We start from the raw sequence: 25554 nt of genomic DNA, 5'->3' as shown, positions 1-25554 counted from the left end.
AATGCGACGGCAGAGTCCTCACGGATCGCGCGGTCTACCCTCATCTGTATGGCGATCGATTGGACAGCGGAAGCCAGGCAATTGGCCAGGGGCCGGCGCTGCGGCGACCTGCCCCGTCTATCCGCGAGCCAGGGCGCTTCCCCGCCGCCGCTGTCCGAAGCGGAGATCCGCGAAGCGGAGGCGGAGCTGGGCATCACATTCCCGGACCAGTACCGAGCGCACTTGCTCCGGGAGAGCGCCGGCGGCGCGATGAAGCGCCTACGCCGATCGCCGGCAGGCTGGGGGTGGCAGGGGGACTCACGTACCAACTACGACCTGCTCACTGCTGACTTCCCTCATCCCGACTCCTACCGTGCCTACGAGCAGGAACTGGACGCGCGCGAGCCGCTGGCACCGGCATTCCCGGACCACCACACGTACCGAGCGGCATGGCAGCAGTGGGACGCCGAGTACGAGGTGTTCCAGGAGCGCAAGACGTCCGGCGCTGTTTTCATCCAGGACAACGGCTGTGGCTTCGCCACCCTGCTCGTTGTCACCGGTCCGCACCGGGGCTCACTGTGGTTCGACGGCCGGGCCACCTGCGACCAGATCCTTCCTCTGAACCTTGACGGTCAGCCTGTGTCGTTCACGGACTGGCTCGCGCGAAGTTCCATGGATCTGGTCGGCTGGTGAACGGGTCTGAGTCGCTCAGCTGGGGATCAGCGGTTCGTAGGGCTTGTTCTCCGGTGTGAAGATCAGGACGAACCCTTCGCCCGCTTCCGTGGCGACCTTACGGAGGCGGGCCAGGGCGTCGGCCGTTGTGGGTAGGTCGAGGCCGAGCGCGGTGGCCGCGCGGGCACGTCGTGCTGCCAGGTCAGGTGTGTTCACCAGATACTCGGCGGCCAGCTCGGTGCTCTCGTCCGTGGTGAAGGAGCGGCAGTCATGCCACCAGGGGGCGACCAGCAGGAGCCGCAGCAGCTCCGTCAGGCCGACTGCGACAAGAGCCGCGCCGCCCTCGGAGTCCGCGTACAGCACCGGGCGTTCCTCGCCGCCCTCGCCGCAGAAGAAGTACGTGCCGCCGGCTCCGTCACCGGCGAAGCCGTCCAGTGGGGCGCCCGAGGCAAGGTGGACGTCCTCGCAGTGGTCGCCCCGGTCCAGATCGAAGTCGGCCGGCCATGCCAGATAGCGGGAGGCGTCTTCGTTCTCCCGGATGGCGGTGATCAACGACTGCATGCGCCACATCCTCCAGCAGTGATCACGCGGCTCCTGAGCCGGGTCGGCGTAGTGGTGATCGCTTCACGATAGGGGGGGTCTGGGGCCTTCAGTTGCTAATGTTTTGCGCGAGGTCACGTACTGCCTTGTATGCATAACTCGGCTGGTTTTCCAGGGCCGCCTTCTGGCGCCGGCCGTACCGCGAGCAATTGCCCGTCCTGGATGTCGTCCACTGCTCATATGTGCCGGTCGTGCGGAAGTCCAGCACGTTTATGCCATCGGCACTCTGATCGCTGCCCCCGAAGCCGGAAATCGTGCCCTCCGTTCCGATTGCCCGGGGCGCGGTCGTGGTCGGAGACTGACCGGGAAGCGGGATCGTCGATCGAGGGGACGAGCGCGGGCTATGCGGGATATGGGAAGAGGGCGGCGTACCGGGGAGAGGGACAAGCGGGACAGGGGAGGCGCTGCTCAGAGTGCGTCCCCTGTCAATGCCGTCCACCGTGGCGGGCCGATGGACGCGGCGATGATCGAGCAGTTGCAGCGGGCGGCCGGCAACGCGGCCGCTGTCCGGGACTTGGCGCAGCGTGGCGAGGGCGGCGTTGGGCGGGAGGACACCGTCCAGCAGGTGCCCTCCGGTCCCGCATCGTAGACCGATTCGGTGCAGCGGGCCCCGGCGGAGTCGGCAAGTGACCACAGAGCCCCCGGGTATGTCGTGCAGCGCAGCGGATATGACCCGTACGGGTACGGGGGCGGGTACGGGGGTGGGGGTTCCAGTAGCAGGAACATTTCCTACACCAGCGGATACGGCTACGGAGGCGGCGGCGGAAGCGGGTACGGGGGCGGCGGATACGGCGGTGGTGGCGGCTACGGCGGAGGCGGCTACGGAGGCGGAGGTGGTGGCTACGGCGGAGGCGGCTACGGAGGCGGAGGCGGTGGCTACGGGGGCGGCGGCACCCCGGCCGTCGTGGAGCGGCCGCGACGGCGGATACCGGTCAATGTCGCGGAGCTGCGGCACGCTGTGTACCTCGCCCCTCCGACGTACTACGCCGCCCGTGGCACAAACGGGGGTGGGACCCGCGCCACCGCGACTCTGGGACCGTACGGCTACTCGGGCCGTGGGTCGGACGCCACCCCCCGGCTTCCCCCGGCCATCGATGCCGCACGTGCTTACTACTCCAACGAAACTTTTGTCGCCGGGCATCTCCTCAACGCGGACTTCGGTGGCATCGGCGTCGAGCGGGCGTCGTCGGTGAGAGCACCATCGACAGGTGGCGGCATGACGACGCGGCCGCGCGTGTAAATGAAACTGCGTGGCGCGAAATCGATCGCCTGATAAATCGAATGCACGAAGAAGTCAACAGAGCCAGGCAGCACGACCTCATCGACAACGACCGCCCCTAGCCAGTAGCGGGCCGGCGGCGTTGGCGGGTGTGGTGTACCAGGGCCGCGAAGGCCAGGAGGGCTGTGGGGTAGAGCAGGACCCAGCCGAAGCCGGCCAGCATCGCCAGGACCGGTAGGCCGGCGATGACGGCCAGGAGGCGTTGGGCGGGGCGTCGGTAGAGTTTGGCGTAGCTGAGTACGGAGATCGCGTAGCCGATGACGAAGTTGACGGTGGACAGCTCCACCACCAGGGTCAGGCTGATCAGTTTCAGTGAGTGGGCGAGGACCACCGCGCCGAACATGAGGACCGAGAGCAGTACCGCCGGGCGGGGGGCGCCGGAGCGGGCGTCCACGTGGGTGAGTACGGCGGGCAGGAGGCGGTCCCGGGCGGTCGCGTAGACGATGCGGGAGGTGGCCCAGGTGCCGCCCATGAGCGTGGCGAAGATGATCGCGGCGCCCAGGGCCGCGGCGACCCGGCCGCTGGCGTCGCCCAGGGCCTCCTGGAGTACGGCGACCACCGGGGCTTCCCCGAGCAGGGGGTCGCCGGGGGCGACGACCAGTTGCACGGCCAGGGAGATGCCGATGTACAGCGCGACGACGATCGCGAAGGTGATGCCGATGACGAGCGGGAAGTCGCGCTTGGGGTTGCGGTACTCCTCCGCGGTCGAGGCGACCAGTTCCCAGCCGGTGTACGCGAAGAACACCAGGCCGACGGCCGGCATCGCGGACAGCCAGGCGCTGGGCGCGGCCACGGCCCCCTGGAGGGAGCCGGCGTCGACCATCACCGGGGCGAACGCGACGAGGCCCAGGAGCAGCAGCAGCCCGATGGTGACGGCCGACTGGATGCCGCCGGCCAGCCGGGAGCCGGCGGCCTGGAGCAGGCCGATGACCACCAGATAGCCGAGGGCCACCCAGCCGCCGGCCCCGCTCGCGCCGAAGAGGGCCGCGACGTAGTTGCCGCCGCTGATCGCCATCACGGCCCCGCCGAACGCGCAGGCGCCGATCAGGATCACCGCCGCGCAGGTGGACCCCCGGGCGCCGAACGCGGCCTGGGCGAAGCCCTGGACGCCGCCCGCTGTGGGGTAACGGGAGCCGAGCTGGGCGAAGATGACGAGGAGGGGAAGGACCACGACGGCGGCGGACAGCCAGGCGTAGACGGCGCTGGAGCCGACCTGGACATAGGCGAGGCCGGGCAGCACGAGCAGACCGCTGCCGATGATCATGCCGGTGGCGACCCCGATGCCCCGCGGCACGGTCAGCGTCTTGTGCAGCTCGGAACCCGGATGCTGGGCCTCGGTGGTCTGTCCTTCATTCGTGACTGCCATTACCTCACCCGGGGGTAGTGATCGTGGGGCTGACCAGAACGCGCTGCCCATCATGGGAGGCCCGGAACTCGACGGGGGAGTGCTTATTCAGTCTCCAGGGCTCCGGCAGGGTCTGAATGGCCTGTTTCCAGTGGGAGCCCCGGTCCGAAGGGCTGTTGGAGAGAGTGATGCCGTCCGCGAGGTCGAGTTCGAACCACATGACGACGGCGTGCGCGGTGCCGCTCTCCGCCGGGACGGCCGCCACCGTGTGCGCCGCGGGCGCGATGTCCTGGCCGAAGTCGAAGCGGAAGATCTCCACCGGGTCGGTCAGCGGCCGGTGCCGGTAGTTGCCGAGGGCGGTGGAGAAGTACTCCAGCGAGCTGAGGGAGGTGAACGGGCTGAAGTCGAAGCCCTCCACCTCCCCGACGTGGTTGAGGGAGTGCAGCTCCGTACTCTCCACGAACTGGGCGAACAGCCGGGCCGACCGGGGCAGGATCGTCGCGTCCGGGGTGAGCAGTTCGCGGCGCGCGTGCTGGAGCGCGGGCAGTGCGAACTCACCGAGCAGGGCGCAGTCGAAGATCTCGGTGACCAGGACATCGGCCCGCCGCGGCAGGTCGACGCCGACACGCAGCTCGGTGGAGAGGCGGGAGACCACCGTGATGGTCTCCGCGTAACCGTTCCGCTCGACGATCTCGCGGGCGGTGGCGGCGACCACGTCGACACCTTCGCAGGTGACGACATGGTCCGCGCCGGAGCGGGCGGACAGCAGGGCGAGCAGTCCGGCGCCGGTGCCGATGTCGAGGACGGACTGCCCCGCGCCGACGCTCCGCGCGATCGCGCGGGCGTACGCCTGGTTGCGTTCGGCGTCGTTCATCATGCCGAAGTGCCAGCGGGGCACCAGGGCGCGGACGGCACGGTTGATCTCCCGGCGGAAGCGCCGCTCGCCGGCGTCGGCGCGGGCCGCGGCGCTGAACAGGTCGTAGGCGCGCTCGTACTGACGCCGGCTCATCGCCTCGTTACCGAGGGCGAGGGCTTTCTCGGACGGTCCGGTGGCCTCCACGGGCTCACGGGGGATGACGAGACTGTCGGTGGCGACTTCTGTGGCGGTCAGGTTCATGCCGCACTCACTCCTGCTCGCACCATGGTGTGGACGGGGACGGGCGGGTGCTCGCTCGCGGGGAGGTACACCGTGACGGTGCTCCCGACGCGGACGGCGGGGTGGGACCGGTCGCAGAGCCGGCCGACCGGGAAGAGGCTGCCGTGCCAGGGGCAGCGCAGCCGTTCCCCCTCGATGTCACCGAGGTGCAGCGGGCCGCCCCGGTGCGGGCAGGCGCTGCTGAGGACATGGACGGCCCTGCCGCGGTCCATGGCGAAGTAGATGTCGTCACCGGCGATGAGCGCGTTGTGCCGGGAGCGGTCGAACTCGACGCGGATACGGGGCGGAGTGGTGGATGTACGGGCCGCGGGGGCCGCTCGTGTTGTGGAGGCTGCTTGTGTTGTGTGCGTTGCCGGGGCCGCGGGTGCCGCCGGGGCCGTGGCGCCTTCGGCGGGCCTCATGCCTCGGGTCCGGTGGCGATCTCGGCGCGGCTCTCCGCCCGTACACCGTACAGACGCCCTGCCGGTACGAGCACACTGCTGCCCTGCGGCACCCGCAGTGGGTCGTCGGTGGCGGAGTGGTAGAGGAGCGCCTCGCCGCTCAGTACGCGCAGCCGGGTGTCGACGGCGGCGACCTGGGTGTCGAAGGCGCTGTTGGCGTCGAGTTCACCGACCGCGCCGGCCGGGGCGTCCTCGGGGGTCCCGGAGAGCGCCGGGTCCCAGGTGATCTGGCGGAGCAGGTCGGCGCCCGCGAGCCGGTCGAGGTACTGGATCTCCTCGACGCCCTGAAGCAGCCCCTTGACGGCGACGGGCCCGTGTTTGCGGGCGAGCGGGATGAGCAGGTCGTCGATGGCCATACGGCCGTGGTGCTGGTCGATATGGGCGTGCTCGTCGCAGTAGCGCGTGTCGACCGTATCGCCGTACACGTCCCGGAAGACCTTGGTGAGGTCGCCGAACCAGGCCGCGAAAGTGGCCTCCAGGAAGGCCATCGCACCGATGTACCGGAAGAAACCGGTGCGGTTGCGGGTGGCCCAGTAGAAGTAGTTGTTGATGGCGATCGAGCTGGGCAGATAGAAGAACCAGTAGTGGTGCGAGGTGGTCGCCATGCCGACGCTGGAGCACAGGTCCATGAAGAGGGTGCTGTGTTTGGCGGGGAAGACGCCGTAGCCGAACTCGTCGACGAAGATCTTGAAGAGTTCGCTCTGCTCCGGGCCGAAGGCGCCGCCGAGGTTCTGCGACATCGCGGTGGCCTCGGTCAGCCCGTCGAGCGCCATCTGCACGATCTGGCTGCCGGCGGCGACCTTGGGGTTCTTCGCGGCGCGGATCGCCTCGAAGGCGGGCCGGACGGCCGGGCTGTTGGCGCGGTCGACGGCGTGCCGCAGATGGGCGCGGAGGGTTTCCTCGTCCCACTGCCCGGACACACTGACGGTGTCATCGAGGAAGCCGAAGGCGAAGCGCTCCGTCTCGGGGCGGATGAGGTCGCCCGCCCGTCGGCTGTCGGAGTGGTAGAAGGCGTGGAAGTCGGCCTCGAACTTGCGCAGTCCGGCGGCCGGCAGGAAAAGGGCATCGCTCTCGTACACATTCATCAGCAGGCGGTTGGCGAGCAGGCTGCGGTCGGAGGTGAAGGTCTCCTCCGTGATCGGCCGGCTCCAGTCGAGCGCCGCGACGCGCTCGGGGTCCAAGGGGCGGTGGTACGGGTTGTCCTTGATGAACGGCGCGCTGGTCGGGCGGAATTGGGAGAAGCGGCTGAAGCGAACGCGGTCGTCAGGCAGGCTCCCGGGGGCAGTTGGGCTCCCGGGGGCGGTCGCGGTCTTGCTTCCGGGGGCTGTTGGGCTTCTGTAGGCGCTCTCCGGACTGGTGCTGGTGGACATCATGCTCCTCCGTCGCTCCACCGCTTTGGGCATGTGCCCACGGCAGTTGGCCTGAAGTTGGGTGCGTGACGGGATTGTGCGCGAGACCTCTGAAGAAGCTCTGAAGCGTGTCCGGGGCACCTTCCCGTGGACTCGTTCGAGCACAGTGTGGAAGGGCGCGGTGTCAGCGTGGTGTCAGCGGGCGGCCAGGGCTTCCGGCCGGCCGCGGCCGGGGCCGATCTCGCCGCGCAGTGGCAGGGACAGCAGGGTCATGGCCGCCCGGTCGGCCTCGTCGGCGCGTTCCGCCGCGTAGATACGGACCAGTTCCGCCAGCCGGTACGCGTCGGGGCCGGTGCGCTCCAGCAGCCCGGTGTCAGCGAGCACGTCCAGCTGGCGGCAGGCGGCGGCCGTGTCACCGCCGGTGTGTACGGCGGCGGCGGAGGGGCCGGTGGTGGTGGTGCCCGAGCGGCCCAGGGCACACAGCAGACGCGCGGCGTCCGGCGGCAGTGTGCGGTGGCTCGCGTCGAGGGCGGCCCGGACGCTGGTCGCGGCGTCCCCGTCCACGCTCAGGTGGTCGAGCCGCGTCCGCGGGTCCGCGTAGCGCCGGGCCAGGTCGCGCGGGCTCAGATAGGGGTTGGCGACCAGCGTCCCGGCGGCGATACGGATCGCCAGCGGCAGCCGCCCGCAGAAGTCGGCGAGCAGGGCGATCTCCGTGCTCTGGCCGGCACACCGCTCCGGGCCGAGCAGACCGGTGAAGAGGCCGACCGCGGCCCGCCGGTCCAGCGGGCTCAGCCCGATCCGCTGGGCACCCTCCCGGGCCAGGAGCCCGCGCTGTAGCCAGCGGCTGGTGACCAGCACGGCGGAGGGCCCCGGCGGCAGGAGGGGCCGCAGTTGCTCGGCGTCGCGCGCGTCGTCGAGCAGCAGGAGCGTACGGCGGCCGTGCATCAGACCCCGGTAGAGCGCGCTGCGGCCCTCGACGTCCCGCGGCAGCCGGTCGGCGGCGATACCGAGGCCGGTCAGAAGGCAGGCGAGGGCGTCGCCCGGTGAGCGGGGCCCGGCGGGGTGGGTGCCGCGGAGGTCGACGTGGAGCCGCCCCTCGGGGTAGAACTCCGCGCAGGTGTAAGCCAGTTGAAGGGCGAAGGCGGTCTTGCCGACCCCGGCGGGACCGTCGATCACCAGGAACGGCGCCGGGCCTTCGGGTCGGGCGGGGTCCGCCATCAACGCGCCTCGCGCATGACGGAGTTCCGTGTCCCGGCCCACGAAAACACGTGCCGCCGGGGGCAATTGATGGGGAGGCGACCAGCGTACGGGCGTGGACCTCCGAACGGGGGCCGGTGAGGCCGGGGTTGGGCCGGGGGTGGGTCCCGGGGACTGGCGGGGCGGCCGGGGGCCGGGGGCCAGGTCATCCGCCAGGTCACCGGCCAGCATGCGTCGGTGCAGCTCGCGTAACTCGGGGCCGGGGTCTATCCCCAGCTCCTCCCGCAGCAGCGCCCTGGTCTCGTCGTACGCCCGGATCGCGTGGGCGGCCCGGCCGCTCCGGTAGAGCGCCACCATGCTGAGGCGGCGCAGTGGCTCGCGCAGCGGCTCCTGGGCGATGGCGTCGGCGGACGCGACGATCGCGGCCTCGTACCGGCCGGCGTCGATCAGTCCGGCGAGCCAGCCCTCGGTGGCGGCGTAGCGCAGCTCGCGCAGCCGGGTGCGCTCCAGCGCCGCGTACGGCCCGGGGATCCCCGCGAGGGCCTCACCGCGCCAGAGCGCGAGCGCCGACTCGAAGCGGTCGAGGGCCGTGGCCTCGCCGGCCGCGGCCAGCTTCCTGGCTCCTTGGTAGCGGTCCACGAACACCGCGGAGTCCACGGCCTCGGCGGGCAGCCGGAGTTCGTAGCCGCCGGGCCGGGAGACGAGGAAGGCGCCGGAGTCCCGGCTGCCGCGGTCGGGTTCGAGGGTACGGCGCAGTCCGGCGACGTAGGTGTGTACGGCGTTGGCGGACGAGGAGGGGGCTTCGGTGCCCCAGAGCGCGTCCACGATCTGCGCGCGGCTGACGACGGCGCCCCGGTGGCCGGCGAGCAGGGCCAGGACGGCCTGCTGTTTGGGCGGCCCCACGGTGAGTTCGCGGTGGCCCATTCGCAGGCGGAGGGGGCCAAGCAGATTGACGGCGAAGCCTTGTTGACTCGGTTCCGACATGACTCATCCTTCCAGGAGTGGGAGTTGACGACCGGGGACGTTGGCCGGGGGGTTGGTTTCGCGGGCGGCTTCGGGGGCATGTGTGGTTGGGTACGAGCCGTGTCAGGACCGGCGATCAGGGGCAGGCTTCAGCCAGGAGCGGTCGCGTGCGCGGCGGAGGCGGCCGGGAGACCGGCCGAGAGAGCGCTGCGGACGTCGACAGCTACGGCGGCCACGGCGGTACCAACCGGAGTACACCGCGGGAGCGCAGAAGCGCAGAGCGCTGCCCGAGCGGCGGAGCCGCAGGTCACGCGGGGCATTCTCCGATGAACGTGGCGTCGTGGGTCGGCGTCAGTACGGAGTGTCGGCGGGAAGACATCGACGGGCCGCTGTCTTCCGGCGCTCGGCGGGGTTCCTGAAGATGGCCATGGCGATCTCCGTGGAGATCACCATGGCCATGTTCGCAAGGCGCATCCGGGCGCACGCCGTACGCGGCCGGGCGGATCCGTAACGCAATTCCTTGTATTCCCCAAGGGGGACGTCGGCCCCTTGGCGGACGAAATGCCTGGGCGGCTCCGAGAGGGGGCCCGCCGCGCGAAACGTGCCCCGCGCCTTGGCGCCTGGCTTGCAAAATCGTCGTACCGGATGGATCATGTCGCCCCCGTAAATGTGCGAATTATCCACGCCGCGGGGAGGATCTTGAACCCATGCGGTAACCCATGCAGTAACCCATGCGGTAACCCATGCTCTGTTGAACCGGCCGCCCCCGCTGGCACTCCAGGAACGTACCTATCGCGACACCTCGGCGGGAAGCCAAATGCTGGGCCGTGTCCGCTCCATTCGATCTCCCGGTGACCGAGAGTCGCGGAATCTTTCCCTTTATGTGTGCGTCATTGGGGAAATCGCGAGCATTCGGCGGAACGGACTATTACCTTCAGTCGACGTGGGCTCGATTGTGACGTTCGTCACTGCGAGGGTGGGGGGCGGTCACGCTCCGGGGGCCGCCGGGACTCCGGCTGCTCGGGGCTGTGCGCGACCAGACCGGCCGGCACATTGCCGCTGTCACGGAAGATCCCGCCGCCGAACGCGGTCGCGGTGATGGACGGCAGGACGAGCGAGACGTCGATGCCATCGCGGCGAGTTCCTTGCGCGCCACGGTGCTGAGCATGTTCACCGCCGACTTGGACGCGGCGTAGGCGCCGACTCCGGGCGGGGCGAGGACCGTTGTGCCGGAGCTGACGTTGACGATGTTCATGCTGTCCCTTCGTCGGGGCGCTGCTGTGTAACACGGCATCCGGCCGCGCGAGTTGGGCGGCGGGACGGAGAGAAGGCCAAGCCGTGGAAGGCCAGGGCGCGGTCTCAGGCGAAGTGCGCCGCGAACCATTCGAGCATCGGCTCCGGGCGGCGCTGGAACTCCAAGTAGCCGTCCCAGCGTGCCGTGGTGCCCTCGATCCACTGGAGCTTCTTCCGCGCGACGGGGATGTTGTCGAACATCGTCTGCACGTCGCTCGGCAGGGTGAGCACATCGCCACGCACCTGGTAGAGGAACGTCGGCACGCTGACGCTCTTCGCCCAGTCGATCGGGCTCCGCCGCGCGAAGCCGATGCTCGTACGCATGATGATGAGCTGTTCGAGCCGGTCGATCTCGTCGGGGAGACCGATCATGGCCAGCCGCCGCTGGAGGATGGTCTTCGCGGTCACGGGCTGAGGGCCGACCAGACAGCGCACCCCGGCGAACGCCTCGGGGAACTGCGCCATCGCGGCGAATGTGGAGCTGCACCCCAGGCACCGGCTGAACAGCCCGATCTTCATACGGCGTGTGTCGCGACGGCCGCGTACGTAGTCCAGCGACCCGACGACGTCCCTGGCCTCGTAGATGCCGCTGGACGCGAGTCCTCCGTTGGCGGCGCCGCTGTGGCCCAGGTTCCGCAGGTCGTAGGTGAGTACGTTGTAGCCCGCGTCGTGGAGGATCTTGAGGTCCGGGGTGAGGTCGACCTCGAACCCGTTGCCGCTCGGCGCCCACAGTGAGCGCCAGGGCTCCAGATGGGAGGGCAGCCCCGACCGGCTGAACCCCATGGGGTGGTTGGCGATGATCACCTTGTCGGATCCGCGCGCGGGGATGAACCAGCCTTCCAGCGGCACTCCGTCCCGGGCGGGGAAGGTGATGTCCTCGTAGTCGAGACCGTGCTCGTCCGGCGTGTGGAGGATCGGGGACCGCTGCGTAAAGCTGAACGCGTCGGCGAACTGCGTGAGCAGCGCCTCGGAATCGGCGGCGCTCGCGGGGGAGTTGGCCGCGCCCGCGCCGGGGTCGCTCACCGCCGCCGCGGCCGGCCGGGCGCCGGTGAGCGCCCCCGTCGCGGCGAGGCCGAGGGCGGTCGCCGCGCCCATGGAGGTACCCAGCATCTGCCGCCTGTTCGGACGGTCGCCCATAGCTGCATTCTCCTTGTGTTGTTACGACGCCGACCTGGAGCGGGGCTCGGATCAAGGGGCCGACCGGCCGGTGGGGGGTGCACCTCAGTCAACCCGGCACCCGGGTGGACCTGAAGGACCGATCCGCGCGTGATTGATACCGTGAAGGTATGAGTGATCTGCACGTCCGACAGCTCCGGTATTTCGTGACCGTCGCCGAGGAGTTGCACTTCGGGCGGGCGGCCCGGCGGCTGGACATGGCGCAGCCACCGCTGTCGCGGGCCATCCGGGACCTCGAACGGCAGCTGGGCGTCACGCTGTTGGAGCGGACGACCCGTCAGGTCAGGCTCACAGCGGCCGGGGAGGTCCTGCTCCGTGACGCCCGTACCGTGCTCGACACCGTCGCGGCGGCCGTCCGGCGCGCCCAGCACGCGGGCCGGCCCGATCCGGGACTGCGGCTGGCGATGAAGGCGGACTACGACGGCGGGCTCCTGCCGCGGATCCTCGCCGCGTACCGGCACGAAACGGCCGCGCTGCCGGTCGAGTTGATGCTGGTCGGGAAGGGCGAGCAACTGCCCGCACTGCGCGGCGGCCGGGCGGACATCGCGCTGCTGCCCGTACCCTTCGACACCCTGGGCCTGGACGCCGAGCCGCTGCTGACCGAGCCCCGGCTCGTCGCCCTGGCGACGACCGATCCGCTGGCCGCCCGGCCGGGCCTGCGCCTGGCCGACCTGGCCGGCCGGACACTGCCCGACGGAAAGCCCGCCGACCGGGAGGGCCACCCCCTTACCGGCGTCGGCGGCGCTGGGGACCCTCAGCAGCGGAAGCCGGCGGACGATGCGGGGCCCCCGCTGGCCGCGGCCCGGCCGAGGATCATGGACCTGGCGCAGATCTTCAGCCTCATCGAGCTGGGGAGCGTCATCTGGTTCCCGCCCGCGTCCGTAGCCCGCCGCCACCCCCGCCCCGGCATCGTCTACCGCCCCGTCGACGACCTCCCCCCGCTCACCCTCGCCCTCGCCTGGCCGAGAGAGTCCCGGTCACCGGCCATCGCCGCCTTCGTCCGCACAGCCACCACCGTCGCGGAGGCCGCGTACCCCGAGGCCGCGTACCCCACGGGCCCCGCCAACCTGACGGCGGGCGACGGAGCGGCGTAGGGCCGGGTTCACCAGCGCGGCAGTGTGGCAGTGTGTCAGAGCAGCAGCAGTGTGACCCCGGTGATGAGTGCCGTCACGAGTGTGGCGGATACGGTGAGGTCGAAGATCATTTCGCGGTGTGCGGCGTGCTGGTCGGCGGTGGGGTTCAGTGTGAAGTCGGCCGGGTCGGTGGGGGTGTAGTGGACGGTGAGGTCCCGGCCGTGTGCGTGGGCGGGGTCCGGGAGGTGGGTGGTGCAGTAGGCCGTGACGGCCGTGCCCTCGCGGGTGGTGAACTCGATGACGGGGGTGAGGGTGGTCGCGGTGTGGCCGTCGTCCTGGTCGACGGTGACGTCCTTGAGGACCGCGACGACCTTGCCCGGGACGGTGTCCATCGCGGCCAGCCGCTCGACACGGCGGTCCTTCGCACGGACCGCCCCGGGCAGATGCGCGGTGCCGAAGACCGCCCACGGCCCGCCGAGCCCGACCAGCGCCCACGGCCACCCCCACGCGACCGCGGCGAGGGCCACCAGCCCCGCGTAGACGAGGAAGACCGCGACCCCCGGCAGGAACAGTCCGCGACCGGGCTCCAGCGGCACACCGGTGAACCGGTACGCGTGCGGCCTGCCCCGCAGATGGGCGACCCCGATCTCCCGGCCCACCCACGCGACCACGACCGTATCCCCCCGCTCACCGTCGTTCGTCACCGTCACCTCCCGGCCCGAGACCGGATCACGGTAGGAGACGACCACCGACACCCCACCCGCCCGCGAACCACCGTGCACAGGCACCCGCACCCGCACAATCCGGCCCACCAGCCGCACCGTCCGCTGCTCCCTGGTCACCCCGGCCACGGACATACCGAACCCGGCCAGCGCCACCACCCCCCACACCCCGCACCACAGCAGCAGAGCCTCGTCCCACCCCATACGCCCCTCCTCCAGCCCAACCGAACCCGGCCCAGCCCCGCTTGACCCCGGTCAACCGCCGTCGCGCTGGAGCACTCTGCCCCGGCCGTCCGCCTCCAGTACCCCCGTACCCCCGCCGTCGCCACCGGTGACCACAACCCGGAGCCGCAGCGCGCCGGTGACACCGTCGGCGGTCACCTGCCAGCCCTCCGGCGACCCGGCACCGGGACCGGACCCCGCCTCCTTCACCAGAGCGGGAATACGGTCGTAGGGCAGGGACCTCGGGTCGAACCCGCCGGCCGGCACACCGCTGGGGGAGAAGACGACCGTCAGCATGCGGTCCTGCACCACCACGGTCAGCGCCTCGCGCTTGTCCTCGCCGCGCGTCAACGACTCGACGGCTCTGCGCAGTTCGCCCTTGTCAAGCATCGACTGTCCGGGACCGAGAGTGACCATGCCGGTGGCCGACGTCACCGTAATGGTGGTGGACGATGTGGCCGACGCGGACGGCGAGGAGGAGACGGACGGCCCGGGCGCGCCGCTGTCGGTCCCGGACGAGCCAAACAGGTCCGCGCGGAAGAACACGAGTACGGCGGCCACGCCGAGCAGCAGCCCGAGCAGGTTGAGGAACCCGACGAAGCAGCCGTCCGAGGTCTCGCTCCGCATGACCGGACCGGGCACCGAATCCACCTGGGCCCCGGCCGCCCGCTCCTCCCACTCGGGCGTGGGCCGGCGCACGATCCGGGTCTTCCACGGCCGGTCCGGCGGGTACTCCACCACCACGACACTCCGTGGCCGGTATTCGGCCAGCTCCACCAGGTTGACGGCCTGCCGGAACTCGACCCGGAACCCGGGCGCGCCGTCCGGCACCACGGACAGCTCGAACCGCACCGGCACATCGCTGCCCTCACCCCCGATGGCCTCGAAGTCCTCGACCACCGCCAGCGCCGTGGACGGCGCCACAGCCGCCTCCCGAAGCCGGCGCGGCAGCGTACCCAGGAAGAACAGCAGCCCGTACGCCGCCGGCAGGGCCAGGCCCGTGATGATCAGCGGCGCCCTCCCCACGACACAGCCACCGATAAAGGCGGTCAACGACGCCCCGATCACCCCGCCCGTCAAAAACCCGAAAGCGAGACCGGCAGGCGTGCTGTGCGTGGGCGGTGCGCCCGCGGCGATCGTCATATGGCTGATTCTGCACCTCATGGGCGACGTCCGACAGACCTGTGGGGCGCCGTGATGCACGGCGCCCCACAGGTGGGTGGCGTTTCAGGCGCTGACCGCGCGGAGGCGGACCGCGATGTACGGGAGGCCGGGGAGGGGGAGGGTGAAGACGCCCTCGTGGGGGCCCTCGGTGGGGGTGATGGTCATGTTCCAGGTGTCGATGATGTCGGCGTGGTAGCGGGTGCCGGGGGGCATCACGAAGGTGCGGTAGCGGGGCTGGTTGGCGCCGAAGTAGGTGAGGTGGTAGACGCCTTGGACGCCGCCGACGGGGACGTCCCAGTCGGAGGGGAGCGGGGAGATGTCCGGGGCGTCCTCCAGGATGGCGCGGAGGAAGGCGATACGGGCGGGGGACTCGCCCTTGAAGACGCCGCCCTTCGACCACCACAGGACCTCGTCGTCGGCGAGGTAGGTCTCGCCGTGGCCGATGTAGCCGCCGCGTACCGCGCCCTCCCAGAAGCGGCGGACCATCTCCCGGCCGGTGAGATTGCCCCAGCCCTGGTCGATGTCGCCCTCGTAGCCGCACTCGTCGACCACCACCGGCTTGCCCCACTCCTGCCGCCAGCCGTCGGTGTTCTCGGCGGTGCGGTAGACATCGACCCGCTGCACACTGGAGTGGGTCACCCAGTCGGCGGTGTTGTCCCAGAAGGCCATGCAGTTGTGGATGCCGATGAGGTGGCCGTGCGGGTCGTGCCGCCGGACGACCTCGGCGGTACGGTGCCAGTCCTCGGCCGTGCGGTCCGTCATGAGGTCGTACTCGTTGGCCAGTGACCACCACACATGCGGGAAGGCGGCCAGCCGGGAGACCACGTAGGCGGTGTAGCGGTCGGCGGCGACCGGGCCCATGTCGGCGAAGCCCCAGCGGTCGTAGGGGTGGAAGAGGATCAGATCGGCCTGGACGCCCAGCTCGCCGAGTTCCCGGATCCGCCGCTCCAGGTGGGTGAAGAAGGCCGGGTTGGGGCGGCGGAAGTCCCAGCCCGCCTCGGTGGAGCCCTCGAAGGGGTACAGCGGCGGCTCGTCGGTGTTGAAGAGGTACGCCTTCGGGAAGACGCACATCCGCAGCTTGTTGAAGGGCGATTCCGCGAGCGTGGCCAGGGTGCGCTTCTCCAGTTCCTCGCCCTGGTGGGTCCAGGCGTAGGCGGTGGTGCCGATGGGCTGGTGGCGGGTGCCGTCGGCGTGCCGGAAGTGGAAGGTGTCGTGGACCCGGACCGGGCCGTGCTGCCCCGGCGGCGGGGGGCCGCAGGTGAAGGCGCCGTCGATGCCGTCCAGCGAACGGGCGTTGCTGGTGGTGCGGAAGGTCCAGTCGCCCTCCTCGTCGGGCATCAGCCGGACCCGGCACACCCCGTCGCCGTCGTGGAAGCCGTACGCCGTCAGGGTGCGCTCGCCGTGCCGGAACTCGGCGGTCAGCTCGACATCGGTGAACGGGTTGCCGTGCGAGGGACCGCGCAGCTCCACCTCGAACGGCTGCCAACGAGCAGCCGAAGTAGGCCAGTTGGCGTGCGCGCTGCCCCGGGCCACCGTGGCGGGTTCGTAGTCGGCGGCGGGTACGGTCACGGTCTCGGCCGCGTCCGGGGCCGGCGGCGGGGCGTGTTCGAGGTCGGCCAGCGCGGCGAAGAAGGCGCGCTGCGCGGCCGGGTCGGTCTTGGTGGCGTCCAGCAGCTCGACCACCTGCGCCAGCGGTACGTAGGCCAGCTGGGCCCCCAGCGGCGCGTTGACGATGCCGGGCAGATGCTTGCGCAGCACGGTGGTGGCCCGCTTGTCGCGCAGGAGATCCCAGAGGATCGATTCCGGGCTGTAGGGCATCAGGACGCTCCAGGAGTATGAGTGGGGTCGGGCCGCCGGTCGGTGACGAGGACGCGGACGTCCCAGGGGCCGAGGCGCAGCGCCTCGCCCGGCGCGACGGCCGCGCCGGTGAGCAGGTCGGTGGCGGCCTCCGGGGCGGTCCGCCCGGCCGGCTCCCAGGACCAGTTGTGCAGTACGCGCAGCACCCGGCCGTCGGCGGTACGGGCGGCGCAGTGGGTCACCGTCGACGGGTGGGCGGTGCGCCAGGGGTCGGCGGGCAGCGAGACGGCGGCGATCCACTCCGCGAGGGTGCGGGACAGCTCGCGGTCGGGGACGGTGCCGATGTACGTGGTCCGGCCCCGGCCGTGGGGACGGGTGGTGACGGCGGCGAACTCGCCCAGGTGGGGGTGGTCGTACCCGGCGAGCACGGTGGCGGTGTCGGGGATCAGACCGTCGGCCCACCCGGTGGCCCTGCCGGAGAGTGGAGGACCGGAGAGCGGAGCACCGGCTGACGGGTGAGTGATGGGGACGTGCGTGACCGGGACGTCATGGAGCAGGTTCGTGTACTCCAGGTAGTGCGCCCCCGCCGCCTCCCGCAGCGCGCCCGGCATGACCTCGGCGCGGGCGACGGCCTCCTCGTCGGCGTAGCCCGTACGCGGGGTCAGCACCAAGTGGCCCCCGGCGCGCGCGTAACGGTCGAGGAGATCGAGCGTCGCATCGTCGGCGATGTAGAGCGCGGGGACCACCAGCACCGGCCGGAGCCTCGCCAACTCCTCCGCGTCCTGGGTGAGTTGACCGGGGCTGACGATGTCCACCGAGAGCCCCGCGTCGTACAGGCCCCGGTAGAAGGCGGCGACGATCCGTTCGTACGAGGCCGGGTCGCCGCTCCAGTTGGGCTCGGCGCCCTGGAGCGGGCCCGCGAACTCCATTGCCCAGCGGCTCTCCGCGCCGACCAGCAGCGACACCTCGCTGAGCGCCGTCAGCCCGCCGAGCAGTCCGGCGTGGTCGCGCAGCTCCCCGGCGACCTCCGACAGCTCCCGGTAGGTGCGGCCGGGGGTGAGGCTGTGGCCGAGGATGCCGCCCCAGTAGGTCTCCGCGCCGTAGTGCAGGGTGTGCCAGTGCCAGTACTCGACCATCCTGGCCCCCCGGGCGACCAGCTGCCAGACGATCTGGCGGCGCTGGCCCCGGTAGGCGGGGAAGTTGTCGGCGGTGCCGCCGATGTTGGTGGCGTTGGTCTCGGTGACCAGGAACGGCGCCTGCTTGGTGCCGCGCGACAGATCGGCCTGGTAGGCGACGTACGCGGGGCCGGTCCACGGCACGAAGAAGGGGGCGCCCTCGCGGCTGAGCCCGTCCGGTCCCGGCAGGGCCAGACCGTCCTGGGTGGCGTAGTAGATGTTGGTCCCGACGACGTCCAGCGGCGCGCCGATGACGGAGATGTCCTGGCCGGGCTGGCCGAGCGCCACACAGGTGGTCACGGTCTGCCCGGCGGGCACCAGCTCCCGTACGATCCCGGCCTGCCAGGCGATGAACTCATGGCTCAGCAGGGCCTGGTAGCGGCGCCAGGCCAGATCGTAGGAGGGGGTGGAGTTGCCCTCCGGGGTCCACAGATCGGCCCACTCGCTCAGCCGGTGGGACCAATAGGTCAGCCCCCAGCGTCTGTTGAGGGTCTCGATATCGCCGTGGCGCTCGCGCAGATACTCCAGGAAGCCCTGGAAGACCGAGTGGTTGTGGATCAGCCGCAGTCCGGGCTCGTTGTCGACCTGCCAGCCGATCACGGCGGGGTGTCCGGCGTACCGGGTGACGATCTTCCGGATCAGCCGCTCGGCGAGGTAACGGAAGGCCGGGTGGGCGTAGTTGATGTCCTGGCGCATGCCGTACGGCATCGGGGTGCCGGTGGCGGTGTCGAGGGTGGTCTCCGGATACGTACGGCGCAGCCAGGGCGGGACGGCGTACGTGGGCGTGCCGACGATGGCGGCGATCCCGCGCCGGTGGGCGGCGTCGAGCACCGGCTCCAGCCAGTCGAGGTCGAACTCGCCCTCGCGCGGCTCCCAGGTCGACCAGACGGACTCGCCGACCCGGATGACATTGAAACCGCCCTCGGCCATCAGATCGAGGTCCTGCTCCAGCCGGGGGTGGGGCTGGTACTCGTGGTAGTAGGCGGCGCCGAACAGGATGCCCCGGGTCCCGCCCCCGGTCCCAGTCCCGCCCCCGGTCCCGGGAGTGTTCTCGGCGGCGCTCATCGGGCGTTGTCCTGCCCGGTGTACGCGAACCAGTCGACGTCGACCACGCCCTCGGCGGCGTACACCCCGGCGACCCGGCCGGTGAAGGAGGCGGCGGTCTCGGCGGCGATATAACGGCCGTCGAGCGCGGCCAGCTCCTGCCAGCCACCGCCCGGACCGTCGTCCCGGCCGCCGTCGTCCCCGTCGCCGTCCCCGCCCGTACGGAATGCCAGGCGTACGGTGTCAGGTCCCATCCGCTCCAGACCGTCCGCACCGACCGGCTCCGTGATGATCCGCAGTTCCACGGAACCGGGGTCGCCGGTCAGCGGCCTCTCCCAGGTCTGGCGGACGGGTCCGATCCTGGCTCGGGCACGGACCTGGCCGGCGCCCGCCTCGATGTCGTAGTGGTGGAACTCGTCCATCCGCAGGGTGAGCCCGCCGGTGCCCCGGCCGACGTCGAACAGCGCGGTGAACGAGGCCCGTTCGTGCAGCTGGCGGCGGCCGAGGAACGCGGGGCGGGGGGAGTCCATGGCGGTGTCCGCCGAGTCCCCGGAGCCCTCCACGCCCGTCTCGCCGTCCGCCGCCGTCAGGCGGACCCAGCCGGGACGCCCGGCCAAGTCGCCTACGACCGAAGGTTCCTGACGGATCGCCACCCACTCCGGGGCCAGCGCCGGACCCGGCAGCTCGTCGCGGTCGCGGAACTCCGGGCGCGGCTCGCCCAGGGTGACCGGGTCGACCACCGGCCAGCCGTCCTCCCACCGCAGCGCGGTGGCGAAGGTCTCGCGGCCCATCGCGGAGAAGGCCCGGGTCATCCCCCGGGGGCGCATACCGAGCAGCACCATCAGCCAGGAGCCGTCGGGGGCGCGTACCAGATCGCCGTGGCCGGTGTTCTGGACCGGGCGCTCCGTGCTGCGCGCGCTGAGCACGGGGTTGGCGGGGCAGCCCTCGAAGGGCCCGTCCGGGCGGTCGGAGCGGGCGATGCTGACACTGTGGCCGCGCTCGGTGCCGCCCTCGGCGATCATCAGATACCAGTGGCCGTCGATCCGGTAGAGGTGCGGGGCCTCGGGGAACATCAGGCCCGTACCGGACCAGAGCGAGCGGGGCTCCTCCAGCGCCCGGCCGGTCTCCGGGTCCATCCGTACCTGCTGGATGCCCAGGTGGGTGGCGGACCCGGCGGACGTGTCGAGTTGCAGACCGGAGTACGTGACATAACAGGTGCCGTCCTCGTCCCAGACGATGTCCGGGTCGATGCCGGAGACACCGCGCATGACGGTCCCCTCCGACCAGGGGCCCTCGGGGCGCTCGGCGGTGAAGATGAGACTGCCCCGGCCCATCGCGTCCGTGACCACACACCAGAACCGGCCGTCGTGGTGCCGGATGGTCGGCGCCCAGGCCCCGCCGAGGGTGGGCACCTCCGCCACCGCCAACTGGGAGGCCCGCTCGGCGACATGACCGATCAGCGTCCATTCGGCGAGGTCCCGGCTGTGGAACACGGGGATGCCGGGCAGATACTCGAAGGTGGAACACGCCAGGTAGTAGTCGTCCCCGACCCGGCAGACGCTCGGGTCCGGATGAAACCCGGGGATCAACGGGTTGAGGGCGCTCATGCTGCGTCTCCGGCTTCTTCGGTTACGGGGCTCGCGGCGGCATCCGCCACCGCCGCTCGCGCCGCCGCGTGCCGGGCCGCCCGGCGGGTGGCCTGGCGGGCGGGGTCGGGCACCGGCGCGGCGAGGAGGAGGCGGCGGGTGTACGGGTGGTCGGGGGCGGTGGTGACGGTCGCGGCGTCGCCGGACTCGACGATCGCCCCCTGATACATCACCGCCACCCGGTGGCTGATGTGCCGGACCACCGACAGATCGTGGGTGACGAAGAGATAGGCGACCCGGGTGCGCTCCTGGATCTCGATGAAGAGGTCCAGGATCCGGGACCGGTTGGAGAGGTCCAGCGCGCTGACCGGCTCGTCGCAGACGATGATCCGCGGCGAGCGGGTGAGGGCCCGCGCGATCGCGATGCGCTGCCGCTGGCCGCCGGAGAACTCGCGGGGCAGCCGCCCGCCCGCGTCGGCCGGCAGCCGTACCTGGTCCAGCAGATCGCGCACCCGGCGGTTGGCGTCGGCCGCCGAGGCGCCGGTGACCAGCAGCGGTTCGGTGAGGATGTCGTTGACGGTGAGGGCCGGGTTGAGCGAGGTGTACGGGTCCTGGAAGACCACTTGGATGTCCTCGCTGAGGGCCCGGCGCTCCTTCTTGCCGATGCCGGAGATCACCCGGCCCTCGTAGCGGATGGTGCCCCCGGTGACCGGGGCGAGGCCGAGGATGGCCCGCCCCAGGGTGGTCTTGCCGGAGCCGGACTCCCCGACCAGGCCCAGGGTCTCCCCCGCGCGGACGCTCAGGCTGACGCCCTTGAGCGCGCGGAAGGGGGCCCGGCCCCGGCCCTTGCCGGGGTACTCCACGACCAGGTCTTCGACGGTGAGCAGCGGTCCGGCCGCCGCGGTCACCGGGTCGGCGGCGCTCATGCGTCGGCTCCTTGCTCGATCGGGCTGGTGGTGGCGTCGTCGCCCGGCGGGCGGCGGGGCTCGCTGTCCTCCAGCGTGGATTCCAGCAGCATCCGGGTGTACGGGTGCCGCGGGTCGGCGAACAGCTCGTCGGCCGGGGCGGACTCCACGATCCGGCCGTTCTGCATGACCGACACCCGGTCGCAGATGTCGGCGACCACCCCGAAGTCATGGGTGACCAGGATCATCCCCATGTCGCGCTCCTTCTGGAGGGAGCGCATCAGATCCAGTACCTCGGCCTGCACGGTGACATCGAGCGCGGTGGTGGGCTCGTCCGCGATCAGCAGGTCGGGGTCGCAGGAGATCGCGGCGGCGATCAGCACACGCTGCGCCATACCGCCGGAGATCTGGTGCGGGTAGGCCGCGTAGACCCGGGCCGGGTCCGCGATGCCCACCCGGTCCAGCAGCGCCAGCGCCTTCTCCCTGGCCTCGCCGGCCCGCAGCCCCAGGTGCCGGCGCATGGGCTCGACCAGCTGGGAGCCGATCCGGAAGGACGGGTCCAGATTGGACATCGGCTCCTGCGGTACGTACGCGATCCGCCGCCCCCGGACACCGCCGCGCGCGCCGGCCCCGGCGGTGCCGAGATCCGTACCGTCGAAGACCAGGGCGCCCGCGGTGATCCGGGCGGTGGACGGCAGGAGGCCGAGGACGGAGAAGGCGGTCTGGCTCTTGCCGGAGCCCGACTCACCGACCAGGCCGAGGACTTCGCCCCGGCGGACGGTGAGGGAGACCCCGTCGACCACGGTGCTGCTGCCGGTGCCGGTGTTCTTCGGGTACGAGACCCGCAGATCCTCCACGACGAGGAGTTCCTCGCCGGTCAACGGGCCGAGCGGGACCGAGGCGGGAACGCCGTCGTCCTCGGCGGGGGCGTCCCCGGCCGCCGGGGTGTCCCCGCGCCGCGTACGCCGCTTGCCGCCGTTCACCAGGACATCGGTGAGGGAGTTGCCGAGCAGCGCCGAGGCGGTGACGGTGATCGCGATGGCCAGACCGGGCCAGACCAGCAGCAGCGGCTCGGTGTAGATGTTGCCGAAGGCGTCGTTGAGCATCGATCCCCAGCTGGGCTGGCTCGCCGAGCCGAGACCGAGGAACTCCAGACCGGACTGGATGAGGATGCCGACGCCGAGCATTTGCGCGGCCAGGATGATCACCGGGGCCTGGATCACCGGCAGGACGTGCCGCCGTACGATCCGGGCGTCCGGCAGCCCGGAGACCCGGGCGGCGTCGACGTACAGCTCCTCGCGCACGGCGTTGACCGAGCCGCGGACCAGCCGGAAGACGCCCGGGGCCATCAGCACGCCGAAGACGCCCATGGCCAGGTACGTGCTCTGGCCGACCGAGCCCAGCACCACCAGCAGCAGGATGATCGCCGGGATGGACATGACGAGGTTGGACACCCAGCCGGCGATACCGTCGAACCAGCCCCGGTAGTAACCGGCGAGCAGACCCGCCGGGACACCGATGGCGAGGGCGATGGCGGCGGCCAGTACGGTGCCGAGCATGCTGGTCCGGGCCCCGTACAGCAGCCGCGCCAGGATGTCCCGGCCGACGCCGTCGCCGCCGAGCGGATGGTCGGCGCTGATCGGGGCGAGGGCGTCGGAGAGGTTCGAGCGGTACGGGTCGTGCGAGGTCAGCAGCGGCGCGCAGACGCTGGCCAGGGCGATCAGCGCCAGCAGCGCCAGACAGGTCACGGCGACGGGGTCCCTGAGCAGCCGCCGCAGGGTCTTGTCACGGCGCGGTACGGAGCCGGGTTCGCCGGCCGGGGCGGCGGCGGGGTCGAGGAGGGGGACGGTCATCCGACACGCACCTTCGGGTTGAGCCACCCTTGGGCGACGTCCAGCAGGAGATTGACCACGACGACGAGCGTCACCATCACGACCACCACCCCCATCAGCAGCGGTACGTCGCCCTGGCCGGCGGCGACATTGGCCGTACTGCCGATTCCGGCGAGCCCGAAGACCTTCTCCACCACGACCGCCCCGCCGACCAGCCCGATGAACTGGAGGCCGAGCACCGTGAGGGCGGCCGGGGCGGCGTTGCGCAGCGCGTGCTTGAGCAGCAGGCTGCGGTTGCTGAGCCCCCGGCTGCGCAGGGTGCGGATGTAGTCCTTGGCCAGGATGTCGAGCATGGAGCCGCGGACCTGCTGGGCGGTGGCGGCGATGGCGCCGACGGCCAGGGAGAGCGACGGCAGGATGACCGACTGGGCCCAGGCGCCCGGTGATTCGGCGAAGGTGGTGTAGCCGGTGGCCGGCAGCAGCCCCCACTTCACCCCGACGAAGAAGGCCAGGATCAGCGCCACCAGGAAGCTGGGCAGGGCGAAGCCGATGACGGCCACGACCTGGACGACCCGGTCCAGCACCCCGCCCCGGACCGCCGCGGCGACCCCGAGCAGGACACTGACCACGGCGGAGAGAAGCAGCCCGCCCAGCACGATCGACAAGGTGACGGGCAGCTTGTCGGTGAGGGTGGCGGTGACCGGGTCGCCGCTGAACCAGGACCGGCCCAGATCGCCCTGGAGCGCCCCGCCGAGCCAGTCGAGATACTGGCTGAACACGGGCCGGTCCAGGCCCAGTTCGGTCTTCTTCTCGGCGACCTGCGCGGAGCTGGCGGTGACACCCGCGATATTCCGCGCGACATCGGTGCCGGTCATGCGCATGAGCACGAAGGTCAGGGTCGAGATGACGAACACCAGGACCACGCCCGACAGCAGACGCCGGGCCAGGAAGGACTTCATGGCTGCTTCTCCCGTGGATACCGGCTAGTTGGCGGGCGTGAAGTTGTAGATGCCCGGCACGGGGGTGAACGCCTGCGGGACGACCTTGACCTTCTTGCTGTAGGCGTAGGAGTTCTCCACGACGGCCCAGGGGGCGTTCCACGCCTGGTCGACGAGGTGGGTGTCCAGCTCCTTGAACGCGGTGTCCTGCTCGGCGCCGGTGGAGTGCTGGGCGGTGTTGATCAGCTTGGTGACCGTGGGGTCCTGGTTCTTGAAGATGTTCCAGGTGGTGTCCTTGCCGATCTGGATCTGCACCGTGTCCCAGGAGTGGAAGGAGGCGAGCGACATGTAGGACATCGCGAACTTGCCGGCGAGCAGCTGGTTGATGACCTCGCCCGGCGGGACGGTCACCAGCTTGGCGGTGATGCCCACGTCGGCGAGCTGCTGGACCATGGCGGCCTGTGCCTCGGGGAAGATCGCGCTGAGGTCGGGGATGTCGACCTTGAAGCCCTTGGGGTAGCCGGCCTCGGCCAGCAGGGCCTTCGCCTTCGCCGGGTCGTACGGGTACTTCTCGTTGAGGGCGGTGTCGTAGGCGGTGCTGGTGGGGTTGAAGACCTGAGCGGTGGCCTGGCCGTCGCCCTGGTACACGGACTTGATCAGCTCGGTGCGGTCGAAGGCGTAGTTGATGGCCTGGCGGACCTTGAGCTTGCCCAGGGGAGGGGAGATCTTGCCGCCGCGGTCCCAGATGTAGACGCCGGCCACGTCGCCCGGCGCGTACTTCAGGATGTTCAGGCCGCCGGACTTGGCCGCGGCGACGTTCTTCGGGGTGGTGATGAGTGCCCCGTCGACCTGGCCGGAGCGCAGCGCGTTGAGCACGGCGGTGGGGTCGTTCAGCGGCTTGAGGACGATCTTGTCGAAGGGGAACGCCTTGATGTTCCAGTAGTCCTTGTTACGGACGAAGGTGTAGACGCTGCCGCCGGTGGTGGCCGACTTGTCCAAGGTGTACGGGCCGGAGCCGACCGGGGTGCTCTTGAGGGTGCCCGCCTCGATGGCCTTGGGGCTGGCGATCATCCCGGCGACGGAGCCGAGGTTGGCGACGAACGACGGGTCGGGGGCGGCGAGGGTGATCCTGACGGTGTCGGTGCCCTCGGTCGCGACGCTCTTGATCCCCTTGAGCTGCCCGGCCGCCTCCTGGGAGCCGGTCTTGTTGTGCTCCAGGTTGGCCTTGACGGCGGCGGCGTCCAGTGTGGTGCCGTCGGTGAACTTCACACCGTCGCGGAGCTTGAGGGTCAGCACGGTGTTGGTGCTGTCGTAGCTCCACTCGGTGGCGAGGTTGGCCTTGGGCTCGGCCTCGGTGTCCAGCCGGAGCAGCGAGTCGTAGACCGGCTGGTAGTACTGGGTGTTGTTGCCGAGCCCGGCGTCCTTCAGGTCCCAGGGCTGGGCCGGGACGAGCGGCGCGAGTGTCAGGGTCCTGCTCCCGCTCCCGCCCCCGGTGGCGGCGCCGCCCGAGCAGGCTGCGGTACCGACCAGGACGGCGACGACTCCGGCGCCTATGAGAACTCTTCGCATGACTGGAACTCCAGGATCTTGGTTCCCTCGGGAACGCTAAGACAAGGGTGGGCGGGGAGGGGGGTGGGAGAAGAGAAG

The 25554-nt window shown here is 71.0% G+C and carries 20 protein-coding genes; 3 read left to right on the top strand and 17 right to left on the bottom strand.

Annotated elements, in window-relative coordinates; translation table 11 throughout:
• Positions 1 to 48 precede the first annotated feature (48 nt).
• Positions 49 to 672 (top strand): SMI1/KNR4 family protein, encoded by a 624-nt coding sequence (locus DVK44_RS08290; protein WP_114659064.1) that lies wholly within the window; start codon positions 49 to 51, stop codon positions 670 to 672.
• Between the two features lie 15 nt (positions 673 to 687).
• Here the strand turns inward: DVK44_RS08290 and DVK44_RS08285 are convergent, their stop codons facing one another.
• A complete protein-coding gene (locus DVK44_RS08285; RefSeq protein ID WP_114659063.1) occupies positions 688 to 1212 on the bottom strand; it encodes a hypothetical protein in 525 nt (174 codons plus the stop codon).
• A 502-nt stretch (positions 1213 to 1714) separates the two neighbouring features.
• Between DVK44_RS08285 and DVK44_RS37590 the strand changes: the two genes are divergently transcribed.
• Positions 1715 to 1840, top strand: a complete 126-nt coding sequence (locus DVK44_RS37590) for a hypothetical protein (protein ID WP_269439581.1) — start codon at positions 1715 to 1717, stop codon at positions 1838 to 1840.
• A gap of 748 nt (positions 1841 to 2588) precedes the next feature.
• Here the strand turns inward: DVK44_RS37590 and DVK44_RS08275 are convergent.
• The 7 genes from DVK44_RS08275 to DVK44_RS08245 form a co-directional block, all read right to left on the bottom strand.
• A complete protein-coding gene (locus DVK44_RS08275) occupies positions 2589 to 3896 on the bottom strand; it encodes an APC family permease (RefSeq protein WP_162793719.1) in 1308 nt (435 codons plus the stop codon).
• Positions 3897 to 3900: 4 nt separating this feature from the next.
• Positions 3901 to 4992 carry a 50S ribosomal protein L11 methyltransferase gene (locus DVK44_RS08270; protein WP_114659061.1) on the bottom strand — a complete coding sequence of 364 codons (1092 nt, stop codon included), beginning with the start codon at positions 4990 to 4992 and terminating at the stop codon, positions 3901 to 3903.
• Positions 4989 to 5432, bottom strand: a complete 444-nt coding sequence (locus tag DVK44_RS08265; RefSeq protein ID WP_114659060.1) for a Rieske (2Fe-2S) protein — start codon at positions 5430 to 5432, stop codon at positions 4989 to 4991. Before DVK44_RS08265 ends, DVK44_RS08270 begins: the two co-directional genes overlap by 4 nt.
• Positions 5429 to 6652 (bottom strand): iron-containing redox enzyme family protein, encoded by a 1224-nt coding sequence (locus tag DVK44_RS08260; protein ID WP_114659059.1) that lies wholly within the window; start codon positions 6650 to 6652, stop codon positions 5429 to 5431. The genes DVK44_RS08265 and DVK44_RS08260 overlap by 4 nt, the downstream gene beginning before the upstream one ends.
• Positions 6653 to 7015: 363 nt before the next feature.
• Positions 7016 to 9001 (bottom strand): AfsR/SARP family transcriptional regulator, encoded by a 1986-nt coding sequence (locus tag DVK44_RS08255; RefSeq protein WP_114659058.1) that lies wholly within the window; start codon positions 8999 to 9001, stop codon positions 7016 to 7018.
• A 913-nt stretch (positions 9002 to 9914) separates the two neighbouring features.
• A complete protein-coding gene (locus tag DVK44_RS37860; RefSeq protein WP_408055300.1) occupies positions 9915 to 10235 on the bottom strand; it encodes an SDR family NAD(P)-dependent oxidoreductase in 321 nt (106 codons plus the stop codon).
• A gap of 104 nt (positions 10236 to 10339) precedes the next feature.
• Positions 10340 to 11410, bottom strand: coding sequence for an alpha/beta hydrolase (locus tag DVK44_RS08245; protein WP_228447044.1), 1071 nt, complete (start codon positions 11408 to 11410; stop codon positions 10340 to 10342).
• A 149-nt stretch (positions 11411 to 11559) separates the two neighbouring features.
• Here DVK44_RS08245 and DVK44_RS08240 point away from each other — a divergent pair, with 149 nt between their 5' ends.
• Positions 11560 to 12543: a LysR family transcriptional regulator gene (locus tag DVK44_RS08240; RefSeq protein WP_114659057.1), complete on the top strand. Its 984-nt coding sequence runs from the start codon at positions 11560 to 11562 to the stop codon at positions 12541 to 12543.
• Between the two features lie 35 nt (positions 12544 to 12578).
• Here the strand turns inward: DVK44_RS08240 and DVK44_RS08235 are convergent, their stop codons facing one another.
• The 9 genes from DVK44_RS08235 to DVK44_RS08195 form a co-directional block, all read right to left on the bottom strand.
• The gene (locus DVK44_RS08235) at positions 12579 to 13448 is read right to left on the bottom strand and encodes a DUF3592 domain-containing protein (RefSeq protein ID WP_114659056.1); all 870 of its coding nucleotides are present in this window, start codon (positions 13446 to 13448) and stop codon (positions 12579 to 12581) included.
• Between the two features lie 51 nt (positions 13449 to 13499).
• Positions 13500 to 14609 carry a hypothetical protein gene (locus DVK44_RS08230; RefSeq protein ID WP_114659055.1) on the bottom strand — a complete coding sequence of 370 codons (1110 nt, stop codon included), beginning with the start codon at positions 14607 to 14609 and terminating at the stop codon, positions 13500 to 13502.
• 84 nt (positions 14610 to 14693) lie between these two features.
• A complete protein-coding gene (locus DVK44_RS08225; RefSeq protein WP_114659054.1) occupies positions 14694 to 16448 on the bottom strand; it encodes a DUF5605 domain-containing protein in 1755 nt (584 codons plus the stop codon).
• A complete protein-coding gene (locus DVK44_RS08220; protein WP_114659053.1) occupies positions 16448 to 18667 on the bottom strand; it encodes a beta-galactosidase in 2220 nt (739 codons plus the stop codon). The genes DVK44_RS08225 and DVK44_RS08220 overlap by 1 nt, the downstream gene beginning before the upstream one ends.
• Entirely contained in the window at positions 18664 to 20253 is a 1590-nt protein-coding gene (locus DVK44_RS08215; protein WP_114659052.1) for a glycoside hydrolase family 43 protein, read from the bottom strand. The genes DVK44_RS08220 and DVK44_RS08215 overlap by 4 nt, the downstream gene beginning before the upstream one ends.
• Positions 20250 to 21158: an ATP-binding cassette domain-containing protein gene (locus DVK44_RS08210; protein WP_114659051.1), complete on the bottom strand. Its 909-nt coding sequence runs from the start codon at positions 21156 to 21158 to the stop codon at positions 20250 to 20252. The genes DVK44_RS08215 and DVK44_RS08210 overlap by 4 nt, the downstream gene beginning before the upstream one ends.
• Complete coding sequence (locus DVK44_RS08205; protein ID WP_114659050.1) at positions 21155 to 22990, bottom strand: dipeptide/oligopeptide/nickel ABC transporter permease/ATP-binding protein; 1836 nt, start codon at positions 22988 to 22990, stop codon at positions 21155 to 21157. The genes DVK44_RS08210 and DVK44_RS08205 overlap by 4 nt, the downstream gene beginning before the upstream one ends.
• Positions 22987 to 23928, bottom strand: coding sequence for an ABC transporter permease (locus DVK44_RS08200; RefSeq protein ID WP_114659049.1), 942 nt, complete (start codon positions 23926 to 23928; stop codon positions 22987 to 22989). Before DVK44_RS08200 ends, DVK44_RS08205 begins: the two co-directional genes overlap by 4 nt.
• Positions 23929 to 23952: 24 nt before the next feature.
• Positions 23953 to 25476, bottom strand: a complete 1524-nt coding sequence (locus DVK44_RS08195; protein ID WP_114659048.1) for an ABC transporter substrate-binding protein — start codon at positions 25474 to 25476, stop codon at positions 23953 to 23955.
• Positions 25477 to 25554 lie beyond the last annotated feature (78 nt).

Origin of the sequence: Streptomyces paludis, assembly GCF_003344965.1 — a bacterium.
GTDB classification, from domain to species: Bacteria; Actinomycetota; Actinomycetes; order Streptomycetales; family Streptomycetaceae; genus Streptomyces; species Streptomyces paludis.
Note: the sequence above shows the minus strand (reverse complement) of the source record. Positions and strands in the feature narration are given on the sequence as shown.